11 protein-coding genes are annotated in these 12,071 nt (G+C 73.8%); 5 read left to right on the top strand and 6 right to left on the bottom strand.

The window, feature by feature from the left end; genetic code table 11:
* Position 1: 1 nt before the first annotated feature.
* From IF47_RS0113350 to IF47_RS0113340, 3 genes are all read right to left on the bottom strand, one after another.
* Complete coding sequence (locus IF47_RS0113350; protein WP_031508954.1) at positions 2-1,534, bottom strand: sugar transferase; 1,533 nt, start codon at positions 1,532-1,534, stop codon at positions 2-4.
* Positions 1,531-2,889, bottom strand: coding sequence for a glycosyltransferase family 4 protein (locus IF47_RS0113345; protein ID WP_425423585.1), 1,359 nt, complete (start codon positions 2,887-2,889; stop codon positions 1,531-1,533). The genes IF47_RS0113350 and IF47_RS0113345 overlap by 4 nt, the downstream gene beginning before the upstream one ends.
* A gap of 73 nt (positions 2,890-2,962) precedes the next feature.
* Complete coding sequence (locus IF47_RS0113340) at positions 2,963-4,060, bottom strand: hypothetical protein (RefSeq protein ID WP_031508952.1); 1,098 nt, start codon at positions 4,058-4,060, stop codon at positions 2,963-2,965.
* A 266-nt stretch (positions 4,061-4,326) separates the two neighbouring features.
* Between IF47_RS0113340 and IF47_RS0113335 the strand changes: the two genes are divergently transcribed.
* Entirely contained in the window at positions 4,327-4,572 is a 246-nt protein-coding gene (locus IF47_RS0113335; protein ID WP_031508951.1) for a chaplin, read from the top strand.
* 144 nt (positions 4,573-4,716) lie between these two features.
* Here IF47_RS0113335 and IF47_RS0113330 read toward each other — a convergent pair whose 3' ends face one another.
* Entirely contained in the window at positions 4,717-5,124 is a 408-nt protein-coding gene (locus IF47_RS0113330; protein ID WP_031508950.1) for a hypothetical protein, read from the bottom strand.
* Positions 5,125-5,195: 71 nt separating this feature from the next.
* On the opposite strand from IF47_RS0113330, the gene IF47_RS0113325 reads away from it, so the two are divergent.
* The 3 genes from IF47_RS0113325 (at position 5,196) to IF47_RS0113315 (ending at position 8,310) form a co-directional block, all read left to right on the top strand.
* Complete coding sequence (locus IF47_RS0113325) at positions 5,196-6,077, top strand: DUF72 domain-containing protein (protein ID WP_031508949.1); 882 nt, start codon at positions 5,196-5,198, stop codon at positions 6,075-6,077.
* 6 nt (positions 6,078-6,083) lie between these two features.
* Positions 6,084-6,752 (top strand): hypothetical protein, encoded by a 669-nt coding sequence (locus IF47_RS0113320; RefSeq protein ID WP_051717585.1) that lies wholly within the window; start codon positions 6,084-6,086, stop codon positions 6,750-6,752.
* A gap of 244 nt (positions 6,753-6,996) precedes the next feature.
* The gene (locus IF47_RS0113315; protein WP_031508947.1) at positions 6,997-8,310 is read left to right on the top strand and encodes a peptidoglycan DD-metalloendopeptidase family protein; all 1,314 of its coding nucleotides are present in this window, start codon (positions 6,997-6,999) and stop codon (positions 8,308-8,310) included.
* 50 nt (positions 8,311-8,360) lie between these two features.
* On the opposite strand, the gene IF47_RS0113310 is transcribed toward IF47_RS0113315, so the two are convergent.
* Together IF47_RS0113310 and IF47_RS31215 are read right to left on the bottom strand one after the other, a co-directional pair.
* Positions 8,361-9,902: an FAD-dependent oxidoreductase gene (locus IF47_RS0113310; protein ID WP_031508946.1), complete on the bottom strand. Its 1,542-nt coding sequence runs from the start codon at positions 9,900-9,902 to the stop codon at positions 8,361-8,363.
* A complete protein-coding gene (locus tag IF47_RS31215; protein ID WP_211257206.1) occupies positions 9,899-10,573 on the bottom strand; it encodes a hypothetical protein in 675 nt (224 codons plus the stop codon). The genes IF47_RS0113310 and IF47_RS31215 overlap by 4 nt, the downstream gene beginning before the upstream one ends.
* Before the next feature lie 283 nt (positions 10,574-10,856).
* On the opposite strand from IF47_RS31215, the gene IF47_RS0113300 reads away from it, so the two are divergent.
* Positions 10,857-12,059, top strand: coding sequence for a hypothetical protein (locus IF47_RS0113300; protein ID WP_031508944.1), 1,203 nt, complete (start codon positions 10,857-10,859; stop codon positions 12,057-12,059).
* Positions 12,060-12,071: the final 12 nt, after the last annotated feature.

The raw sequence follows: 12,071 nt of genomic DNA, 5'->3' as shown, positions 1-12,071 counted from the left end.
CTCAGCTTCCCCCGAGCCGGAAGACGGAGCCGGCGGTGTGCAGCAGGATGCGGACGTCCTGCCACAGCGACCAGGTGTCGATGTAGTGGTTGTCGAACCGCGCCCGGTCCTCGATGGAGGTGTCGCCGCGCAGCCCGTGCACCTGGGCCAGTCCGGTGATCCCGGCGGGCATCCGGTGGCGGGCCGCGTAGCCGGGGTGGAGCTGGCTGAACCGCTGGACGAAATAGGGGCGTTCGGGGCGCGGGCCGACCAGGCTCATGTCGCCGCGCAGCACGTTCCACAACTGTGGGAGCTCGTCGAGCGAGGTGCGGCGCAGCAGGTGGCCGACCGTGCTCATCCGCCGGTCGTCGGCGACGTTCCACCGGGTCGCCGACTCGTGTTCGTCGCGGGGGCGCAGGGTGCGGAACTTCAGCACGGTGATCGGACGCCCGTCCTGTCCGACGCGCTCCTGACGGAAGATCACACCGGGGCCGTCGGCGAGTCGGACGGCGAGCGCGCAGGCCAGCAGCACGGGCGAGACGGCCACCAGGGCCACGGCCGCGACCACGACGTCCAGGGCGCGCTTGCAGCGCAGCCCGCCGGTGTTCCGGGGCGGGGGGTCCAGGCGCCGGCAGGCGAAGCCCCACAGGTGGTCGCCCCGGGCGCGCCGGGCGGCGGGGAGCGGCTCGACGCCCGGGACGGGGCCGGAGCCGACCAGCCACACGGTGCAGCCCAGGTCGGCGAAGAGCGGGACGAGCGCGGCGGTCTCCGGGTCCGTCCGGGGGTCGCGGGTGAACACCGCGTCGCGCACGGCGTTCTGGATGGCGGCCCGGACGATGTCCTCCTGCCCGGTGAGCACCGGCACGCCGACGTCCGCGACCAGGAGCGCGTCGGCCGGCGCGCCGCCGGGTTCGACCACGCCGACCGGGCGCATCCCGTACTCGGGGTGCTCGTGGAGGGCGGTGGTGATCCGCCGACCGGTCGGGCCAACGCCCACCACCAGGGTGGAGCGCGGCCTGCGGCGTCCGGCGCGCCGCCGTCCGAGGTGAATCGCGCCGCGCGCCGCGCAGGCCGCCGCGGTGTGGACCGCCACCGCGGCCGACAGGGCCGCCCAGCCCAGGGCCCGGTCGGGGTGGACGGCCGCCAGCACGGCCGCCGCCACGCACCAGGCGGCGGCCGTACGGCCGAACAGGGCGGGCAGTTCGTCGATCGCGGAGGCGGCCAGGACGGTGCGGTACAGGCCGCCGTGCGCGTTGAGCGGCACCACGACCGCCGGTACGACGGCGCAGACCGCCGCGAGGACGAGCGGGTTCCCGCTCCCGCCGGTCGACGCGATCACCGTGGCGGCCACCACGACCGCCACCAGGCAGTCGGAGACCGCCGGCAGGGCGGCGGCGCGGCGCCGGTGGGGTCTCCTCCGCGGGTGTGGTGGCAGTGGTCGGGGTGCCGATCCGCGCGGCGGGACGACGGACGTCGCCGCGCGGCTCTTGGGTTCCGGCGGGGGCAGGACCTGGCTCGGGTTCGTCATGGCTGTCCCGGTGTTCTCCGTGGTCATCGCCTGGTGCGCTCCGTGGCTTCGGGGTTGGGGAGGGCGGACGGATCGTCGAGCGTGTGGGGGGATGGCTCGGGGTACGGAGGGACGGACCGATCGTCGGGCGTGTGGGGGGATGGCCCGAGGCGCGGAGGGACGGACGGTTCGGTGGACGGATCGGTGGGCGGATCGATGGACGGTTCGGTGCGGAGGGGGTGGGGGATCTCGGGGGACGGTGCGGCGGAGCGCTCGGCCAGCACCTCGTCGTACAGGCGCGCGACGAGGGTCGCCGTCCGCCGTACGTCGCAGGAGGAGCGGACGTGTTCCAGGGCCCGCCGTCCCAGGTCGTCCCGGAGTCGGGGGTCGGTCAACAGGCCGGTCAGCGCGCGGGCCAGGGCGTCGGGGTGTTCCGGGGGCACCAGGCAGTGACCGGCGTGGCCCGCGGGGAGGCTCTCGGCCGCGCCGGTCACGTCGGTCAGCACCACCGGTCGGCCGCAGGCCATCGCCTCCAGCGGGACCAGGGCCATGCCCTCCCAGCGGGAGGGCAGCACGACCACGTCGGCAGCCGCGTACCAGGGCACCGTGTCGTCGGCGGCCCCGGCGAACAGCGCCCGTCGGGGGGCCGCCTCGCCCAGCGTCCGCCGCCACGGTCCGTCGCCGACCAGGACCAGTCGGGCGTCGGGCACCCGGGCGGTGACCTCCGGCCACGCCCGCAGCAGCACGTCCTGGCCCTTCTGCCGGCACAGTCGGCCGACGCAGACCACCAGGGGGGCGTGCGGGGGCAGTCCGTCGAGCGCGGGCAGGGTGGCACGCGCGCGGGCGCGGGCGTCGGCGTCCGCCGGGCGGAAGCGTTCCGTGTCCACGCCGTTGCGGATCACCGCCCAGCGTGCGCGCACCCCCGCCTCGACGCCGTGCCGCCGCTCGTCCTCGCTGACGCACAGCACGCGGTCCGCCCAACGGGTCGCCAGCCGTTCCCAGTACCGGGCGAGCCGGGCGGTGGCGCCGCCGACCGCGTCGAAGGACCAGGCGTGCGGCTGGTGGACGGTGGGAAGCCGGCCGCGTAGGGCGAGCCGGGCGGCCAGTCCCGCCTTGGCGCTGTGCGCGTGCACCAGGTCGGGGCCGATCCGCCGTACCAGACGGGCCGCCCGCACGGTCTCCCCGTACAGGCTCGGGCCCGGTTCGCGGGACGCCGGCCAGGGGACGACCTCGGCGCCGGCCGCGGCGGCGTCCCCGCTCAGGGTGCCACCGGGCGGGCAGGCCACCACGGCCCGCAGCCCCGCCCGGGTCTGGGCGCGCACCAGATCGGTGACGACCCGGGCGACGCCGCCCTCGACGGGCTGGGACAGGTGCAGCACCGTGCGCGGTGCCGCTGCTCTCACGTTGTCAGGCACGCTGGTCTCCGTACTGAGGAACTGGCTCGGTCTCACGCCGCCGGCGAACGGGCGTGACTCCTCAGCGGCGCGCGTCGACCTGGAGGAAGAGGGCGCCCACCTGGTAGCCCTCGCCGCGCGTGGTGAAGCGGAACGTCAGGGAGCGACCGCCGCGCTCCAGGGCGGGCGTGATGCCGTAGACGTCGGAGTCGTAGCCGAGGGTGTTGGGGTACGCGGGCAGCCGGCCGGGGCCGGGGCGCCCGTGGTCGGTGATGGTGGAGTTCATGAAGTCGTCCGCGGGGTTGGCCGCGTCGCTCACCCGTGCCGCCGGGGCGTCTCCGGCCCGCACGGTCAGGGACTCGTCGGCGTGGCCGCGGTCGCCGTCGTAGGCCACCACGCCCATGGAGCCGGAGGCTCCGGAGGGCATCGGCAGGTCTTCCACGGTGATGGCGAGGTCGCGCCGGTCGGAGGCCAGCGGCTCGTAGCCGTCCATCAGCACCAGGTGGCGCAGCGGCTCGTTCGGGTGGGCGTAGGCGGCCACCAGCGTCCAGCCGCCCCAGGCGCCCGCGGGCGTGCGCCCCTTGGCGACGTTGATCTGACCGACGGTGTAGTACCCGCCGCCCGACCGCGCGACGAGGTCGGTGACGTCGGCGGACGCGGTGTAGCCGTCCATCAGCCTGGTGCGGCGGTGACCGACGACGGTGTCGGCGAGGACCTCCTTGTAGCGTCCGCCCGGTTCGGCGATCAGCACCCGGCCGTTGTCCTCCGGCGGCTTCTGCTCGCCGACGCGGAGGTTGCCGCCCCAGTACAGCCGGGCGTGGGTGACGCGCGCGCCGGCGGGCAGGCGCAGTTCGGCCTGGCTGGAGTTGTAGGTGTTGGGGTCGTCGTCGACGTCGATGTACGTCATCTCGTACTGGCCGTTGACTCCGCCGGCCTCGCCCCGCTGCGCCTCCGCGCAGGGCGGGGCCCCGACGACGGCGGGCGTCTCGCAGGTGGCAGCGGAGTTGGCGGCGCGGGCGATGCCGCCGTGCTGTGTGGCGCGGTAGCGCTCGCTGAAGGGGATGCGCGCCGCCTCGCCGGGAGCGGGTGCGGCGGCGGTCGGTGGCAGTGCCATCGCCAGGGCTGCGGACGCCAGCGCGCACAGCACTCCTCGGCTGGTGAGCCCCAGGGAAACACGCATGGATCTTCTCCGATCGACGCCAACCAAATCGGAGCAAACCATGACAGAGCAGAGCGCCTCCCCCGGTGGAGACGCGCGGGGGGTTGGGCCGAGAGTGTGATCATCCCGAGGGGGTGTCGGAGCAGGCGGCGGGGACGACGCCGGCCGGGTATCCCACGCGAGCCGGAATGGTGATCTGAGTAAACCTATCGAGTGATCATGCGCATCCCCCGGCATGGAGCGTCGTTGGGCCGGGTGTCCCATTCACGACCGAAAGGAGAATGGCGATGATCCGTGTCGCCAAGGCCGTCGCTCTCGCCGCCGCCGGCAGCGTCCTCGTCCTGGGAGGCGCCGGCACCGCGTCGGCCACCGACGGCGCCCGGGCCGAAGGGGTCGCCATCGGCTCCCCCGGTGTCCTGAGCGGCAACGTGGTCCAGGTCCCGGTTCACGTGCCGGTCAACGTCTGCGGCAACTCGGTGAACGTCGTCGGCGTGCTCAACCCGGCCTTCGGGAACCACTGCGTCAACAGGTGACCCGAGCGGTCACGGCCGTTCCCCCTCCGTCCCCGTCCTTTCGGGCGGGGGCGCGGGCCGGGGCCTGTGGAGCACGGCTCCCCGGCCCCGGCCCGTCCCTCTCCGGGCGTCCCCGGCGGCCGGGCCGTACGCGCCGGAGGGCGGTCACGGACCGCCCTCCTCCTTCTGCTTCCGAACCTCCTCCGGATCGCCCGAGGCGCCCCCGTGCGGGAGGTTCCCGCCCTTGGGCGGATCCACCTCCACCGGGGGGATCCAGGGCCCGCGCTCCACCTTCTCGCCCGGCTGGAGTCCCGGGACCGGCCCCTCGGCGATCTCCGGCTGTTCGACGTCGCTCCCCGCCACGGCGTGGATGTCGCCCTTGCCCAGCGGGGACGGGCGGTCGTCCCCGCCCTCGGCCTCCCAGTGCTCCTTGCCCGTGCCCGGGTCACCGCCGCCCTCGCGGGGCACGGCGTTCCCGGGGTTCCGGGTCCGCTCGGCCTCCCGGGCTATCTCGCGGGCGCGCCGCTCGCGCTCGGTGTCGTCGTCCCTGTCGTCCCTGTCCGTGCCGGTCATGGCCTGGCTCCTCTCACGGAGTACTCCCCGAAACGGCGGATCCGCCGACGCCGCGCGGGTACCCCGTGGCCATGGGAAACATTCTGGTGGGCACCTGCTCGTGGACCGATCCCGCGCTGATCGCCAGTGGCTGGTACCCCCCGACCGCCCGAGGGGCGGAGGGGCGGCTGCGGCACTACGCCGAGCGGTTCGGGTTGGTCGAGGTGGACGCGACGTACTACGGGCTGCCCAGTGCGCGCAACAGCGGTCTGTGGGCGGAGCGCACCCCCGACGGGTTCGTTTTCGACGTCAAGGCCTTCTCCCTGCTCACCGGCCATGCCACCCGGGTCGGTTCACTGCCGGCGGATCTCCGTCCCGCCGGGGCCGCCAAGGGCGCCTGGGTGCGGGCCGGCGCGCTGCCCCCGGCGACCGTGGGCGAGGTGTGGCGGCGCTTCGCGGAGGCGCTGGAGCCGCTGCGCGCCGCGGGCCGGCTGGGCGCGGTGCTGATGCAGTTCCCTCCGTCGTTGCGTCCCGGTCCCACCGCGGAGGACTTCCTGGACCGGTGTCTGGGGCGCGCGGGGTCGCTCGGCTGGCGCACGGCGGTGGAGTTCCGGAACCCGCGGTGGTACGCCCCCGAGCGGAGCGCGCGGACCGCCGCCCTGGCGCGCCGGCACGGGGCGGCGCTGGTGGCCGTGGACTCCGCCCCCGATCTGCCCTCCTCCGTGCCGCCGGTCGCCGTCGCGACCACGCCGGAGCTGTCGGTGGTCCGGTTCCACGGCCGCAGCCCGCACTGGGGCACGGGCGGCAAGGAGGACGCCTACCGGTACCGCTACACCAAGGAGGAACTGGCCGAGTGGGTCCCTCGGATACGGGCACTGGCGGAGCGGACGGAGCAGGTCCACGTCCTGTTCAACAACTGCTGCGGCGACGCGGCGGTCGACGCCGCCGAGACCATGAGCGGCCTGCTGGAGTGATGCGCGATGGGCGAGCCGACCGGGAGGACGGGGACGACGGGCCCAGACGCCGCCACGGTGCGGACGCTGCTGGACCGGTACGGCCGCACCTACGCGCGGGACGCGGGCATCCGGCTGCGGAACACCCCGGTGCCGCTGTACCGGCTGCTGGTCCTCTCGGTGCTGCTGAGCGCCCGCATCCGGGCGGACACCGCGGTGGCGGCGGCCCGCGCGCTGTTCGACGCCGGGCTGGGCGACGCGCGACGGATGGCCGAGTCCCCCTGGCAGCGGCGGGTGGACGCGCTCGGCGCCGGCGGCTACCGCCGGTACGACGAGCGGACGGCCACCCGGCTCGGTGACGGCGCCGAACTGCTCCTCCGGCGGTACCGAGGGGATCTGCGCCGACTGCGCGAGGAGAGCGACGTGGGCGATCGGCTCCGGCTCTTCCCCGGCATCGGCCCGACCGGGGTGGACATCTTCCTGCGGGAGATCCAGGGCGTCTGGCCCGAGGTCGCCCCGTACCTCGACCGTCGGGCGCGCGACGGCGCCCGACGCCTGGGCCTGCCGACGTCCACGCGCGCCCTGGCCGGGCTGGTGGCCGAGGAGGACCTGCCGCGCCTGGCGGCGGGCCTGGTCCGCGCCGCCCTGGACGCGAAAGTGGTCGAGGACGTGCGGGCCGCGACAGCGGAATCCTGAATTCCTCTTCTCTTTTCGCGCCCTCCTTCGCTCCCTCCTGCGCGCCGCCCTTTCCGTTTCGCGCCGTCGTGCGCCCCTGCGCGGTGTTCCCGACGCCTTCCGGGTCCGGCAAAACCGCCTCTTGCCGGAATGTCACGGCCCCGTCTATGTTTGGCGCGCTCGTCGACCGAATTTTCGTGAATGCTCAACCGACGGAGCGCCGGAAGTGCCCGGAAGCACGACGGCGTAAGGGGAGGGACCGGCCGTGGCCGGACGTGGACGTCATCGTCGCTACAAGCCCAACGCGGTTTCCCGGGCCTCGTTGACCGTCACCGCGAGCGGGGCGGGAATCGCCATACCCTTGATCGGGACCACCGTCGCGCACGCCGCTCCGGAGGAGATCTGGAACAAGGTCGCGGCGTGCGAGAGCAGCGGAAACTGGAATATCAACACCGGAAACGGCTATTTCGGCGGATTGCAGTTCACACAGAGCACCTGGCGTGAATTCGGTGGCACCGCCTACGCTTCCCGCGCCGATCTGGCGACCAAGCGGGAGCAGATCGCCGTCGCGGAACGGGTCCTCGGCGGACAGGGACCGACCGCCTGGCCGGTGTGCTCCGTCCGGGCCGGGCTGACCTGGGATCACCGGGGCTCCGCCGCCGTTCCCGCGCCCCGCGCGGAGCAGGCGAAGGCCCCGGAGAAGCGGCCCGACGAAGACGCGAGGAAGGACTCCGGGAAGGACACGGGACGCGAGCGGGAGAAACCGCGCGAACGCCCCGACGAGTCGGGCCGGGCGTACGTGGTGACCGGCGGTGACACGCTCTCCGGGATCGCCGACGAGCACGACGTCCACGGCGGCTGGCAGGCGCTGTACGAGCGCAACCGCTCGGTGGTGGGCGACGACCCGGACCTGATCTTCCCCGGACAGCGACTCCACCTGTCGGTGCGCGGCGGGACGGCGGAGAAGCCGGCCCGTGAGGCCGAACGGGCCGAGTCCGGGCCCCGGTCCGGGCCGGAGGCCGACCGCGGGGTCGGAAAGAAACCGGAGGTCCGCCAGAGCCCGAAGGCCCAGGACGCGCCCAGACCCGAGACCAAGCCCGAGCCGCAGAAGAAGGTCAAGGCCCAGGCCGGACCGGAGAAGACGGACCGCAAGCCCGCGAGGACGGAGAGCGCCGCCTACACCGCGCCCGTCTCCGGCGTCGGCCCGAGCACCGCGTACCGGCAGTCCGGCAGCGGTTGGTCCAGCGGCTACCACACGGGCGTCGACTTCCCCGTGCCCACCGGGACGCAGGTGACGGCGGTCAGCCGGGGCCAGGTCGTCTCGGCCGGTTGGGGCGGCGCGTACGGCTACCAGGTCGTCATCCGGCACGACGACGGCCGCTACAGCCAGTACGCCCACCTCTCGGCGATCTCCGTGCGCTCCGGCCAGCAGGTCAACGCGGGCCAGCGGATCGGCCGTTCGGGCTCCACCGGCAACAGCACCGGCCCGCACCTGCACTTCGAGGTGCGCACCGGGCCCGGCTACGGCTCCGACATCGACCCGCTGGCCTACCTGCGCTCCCACGGCGTCCGGCTCTGATCCCGCGGGCGGTACGCGGACGACGCCGGCCGCCGTGACCGGGGCGGTGGTCACCCAAGGTCGCGCCGTTCCAGGGGGCGGGTCGCCGGGCCCTGGAGGACCGAGCCGTCGGGGGCGAAGCGCGAGCCGTGGCACGGGCACTCCCAGGCCCGCTCCGCCTCGTTGAAGTGGACCAGGCAGCCCAGGTGCGTGCAGCGGGAGGAGACGGCGTGGAGTTGTCCCTCCGCGTCGCGGTGGACGGCGCAGCGGCGGCCGTCGATCCTCACCAGCGCGCCGCCGCCGGGGGCGATCTCCTCGACGGAGTCCACGTGGGTGGAGCGCAGCCGGTCGCCGACGAAGTGCTTGGCGACGGTCGCCTGGAGGCCCAGCAGCGAGGGCGCCTCGCGCAGGCCCGGCAGCCGCCGGGGGTCGTACAGCCCGGCCCAGGGCGGGAGTTCGGCGTCGGTGAGGTACGCGGCGAGCAGGCGTCCCGTGAGGGCGCCGCCGGCCATGCCCCAGCCGCCGAAGCCGGTGGCGACGTAGGTGTGCCGCGCGCCGGGGTGGAAGGGGCCGATGTACGGCACCCGGTCGGTGGAGTCGTTGTCCTGGGTGGCCCAGCGGTGGACGATCCGGGCGTCGGGGAAGCGTTCGGCCACCCAGGCCCGCAGCCGTTCGAAGCGTTCGGCGACGTCGGCCGTGCCGGGCAGGAACCGCTCACCGGTGACGATCAGCAGCCGCCGCCCGTCCCCGTAGGGCGCGGTGCGCACCGAGCGGGTGTCGTTCTCGGGGGTGATGTACATCCCGGCCGGGTCCTGTTCCTCGGGGATCTCGGCCGCGATCACCAGTTCGCGGTGCGGCTCCAGCCGGGAGAACAGCAGCGCCCGGTCGAAGACGGGGTAGTGGGTGGCAACGACGACGGCGCGGGCGGTGACCGTGGCGCCGTTCTCGGCGATCACCCGGCACGGCTCGCCCTCCTCCAGGCCGACCACCCGGGTGCGTTCGGCGATGCGTCCGCCGCGCCGCACCAGGTCCTCGGCGAGCGCCAGCAGGTACCTGCGCGGGTGGAACTGCGCCTGGTCCTCCACCCTGACCGCGCCCCGCACCGGGAAGGGCAGCCCGGTGTCGGTGACGTAGGAGGCGGGCAGCCCGGCCTCGGCGGCGGCCTCGGCCTCGGCTCGGACCTTCGCGTCCTGTTCCTCGGACTCGGCCCAGGTGTAGGCCGGGACGCGCTCCAGGTCGCAGTCGACGCCCAACTCGTCGACCACGGCGGCGATGTGCTCGACCGCGTCCTGCTGGGAGCGCGCGTACAGCCTCGCGCCGTCGGCACCGTGCGTGCGCCGCAGGTCGTCGTAGACCAGGGAGTGCTGGGCGGTGACCTTCGCGGTGGTGTGGCCCGTCACCCCGGCGGCGATGCGGTCGGCCTCCACCACGGTGACCTCGCGGCCGGCGCGGGCCAGCTCCCACGCGGTGCACAGGCCCGCGATGCCGCCGCCGACCACCACCACGTCCGTGTCGGCCTCGCTGTCGGGTTCCAGCGGTGGGTGGGTGACGGCGGGGGTGACGGGGGCGGAGGCCAGCCAGTACGACTCGTGTTCCGCGGGAAGCTCGCTCACGTGTTCCGCGTCCCTCCTCGGTTCGGGTGCACGCCGGTCCCCTCGCCCTCTCCGGAGGGGCCGACCTCTCCCACGCCCTCGGGCGCGCCCGCCTGGATCTCGTCGTCCTCGCCCCTGAGCTGCCCTATGTCGCGGTCCTCGTCGACGGTGTGGACGGCCGCCTCCTCCGGGCTCAGCCCCTGGGCCGGGGACTCGTGGGAGAACACGTCCTGGTTGGCCTCGCGCTCCTGGAGGGGGTCGTCGCTGAGCTGGCCGGTCCGCTCCGCCGGGGGGCCGTAGCCCGAGGAGGCCTCCCCCACGTCGGGTTCCTCCTCCGCCAGACGCTGGTCCAGGGACTCGCCCTCGACCTGCTCGGCGTAGGTGGTGCCCCACCGGTCGGCGGCCACCGGGCGCTCGCCGGGGACGGGCATCTGCTGCGGGTCGTTCATCCACTGCTGCTCGGGCGTGCCGTTCTGCAGGTCCGGGATGCCCTCGTCCTCGGGGTTGCCGCCGGGGTCGTCGCCGCCCTCCAGCGCCGAGTCGCCGGGGCTGGGGCCGGTGGCGGGGGCGTCGTCGGGCGGGAGGCCGGGGTTCTCGTCGTCGGTGGCGGTGCCGCCCTCGTCGCTCAGTTCGGGCCTGCTGTCGTCCACTCCGGTGGGCTCGTTCTCGTCAGGCGTTCGTTCGTCGGCCATGGTCGCTCTCCCTCCGGTTCCCGATGTCGGTCGTGGACGTGCGCGCGGCGGTGATCCGGTCGGTCCTCATCGCCCCGCCGGTACCCGCCGGTTCTCGGCGGAAACGCCCTCGGTGTCCGGGCGACACACCGATCGCCCCGTTTCACGGGGAGTGGCAGGGGTACCTGGGCGCCCGCGCTCGGTACGGGGGGATCAGCGGAGAGTGACGTGACCGGTGGGCGCGGAGGCGACCACCGGGACGGCCACCGGGCGCTTCGGACCGCACACGATCAGGAGGACCCAGGTGACCTTCAACCCCTTGGAGCAGCGCGGCATCCCTCTGGACCGCCAGATCCGCAACTGGCGGGAGCTGAACGTCGACCAGGTCGACCCCAACCACTCCGACCCCTACACCCGCTGCCGCATCATCACCATGAACGGCATCGAGGTGGAGGCGGTCATGTTCAGCCACCACTTCGCGCGGGTGTGCCCCGACATGGACGTCAAGCGTCGGCTCGCCGAGGTGCGCTACGTCGAGCAGCAGCAGCAGAAGGCCGTCAACTGGCTGCTGCCGGGTGTCTCGTCGGTGCTGGAGACGGTCATCTCGTACGAGCAGGTGGCCACCGACCTCACCGCGTGGGTGGCCCGGATGGAGCCCGACCCGTACCTGAAGCAGGCGTACCAGTTCGGCGTCCTGGAGGACTTCGACCATCTGTACCGGTACGCGAACCTGTACGAGATGATCGAGCACCGCAAGGCGGAGAAGATCGTCGACCAGCTCACCGAGATCATCCCCGGCCGGCCGACCAAGTACCACCACCGGCACCCGGCCGACAACGTCCGCGATCCCTACGACCGGCAGCAGGCGAGCCCGCTGTCCAAGCTGCACGCGCTGACGATCATGTCGGCCGAGCAGCAGACCATGAACTACTACATGAACGTCGGCCCCCAGTACATGGAGCCGATCGCCCGGCAGCTCTACCAGGAGATCGCGCTCGTCGAGGAGGAGCACGTCACCCACTACGAGTCGCTGATGGACCCCGGCGAGACGTGGTGGGAGCGCCTGGTCAACCACGAGTACAACGAGTGCTACCTCTACTACTCCTTCATGGAGCAGGAGAGCGACCCGAAGGTCAAGGCGGTCTGGGAGCTGCACCTGAACATGGAGCTGGAGCACCTGCACATCGCCTGCGACCTGATGCGGCGGTACGACGGCCGCGAGCCGGAGGAGATCCTGGCGCCGCAACTGCCCAACGTCATGACCTTCGAGCCCAACAAGGAGTACATCCGGGAACTGCTGGCCACCCAACTGGACCTGACGACGCTGGGCGCCGGCTACGTCCGCGAGGCGCACGAGCGCTTCGAGCGGATGCAGGAGCAGATCCACGGCGGCGAGGAACCGCCGAGCGAGCGGGTGATCGACGAGCACCGGGAGATGTTCGGCCGCGAGTACCGGCTGAGCACCGAGGGCGAGCACCCGGACATGTCGCTGCGCGAGCGGGTCTGACCCCCGCGCCCC

The sequence above is a fragment of the Streptomyces megasporus genome, assembly GCF_000718985.1.
GTDB classification, from domain to species: domain Bacteria; phylum Actinomycetota; class Actinomycetes; order Streptomycetales; family Streptomycetaceae; genus Streptomyces; species Streptomyces megasporus.
The sequence above is the reverse complement of the archived record's forward strand: the minus strand, read 5'-3'. Positions and strand labels throughout refer to the sequence as shown.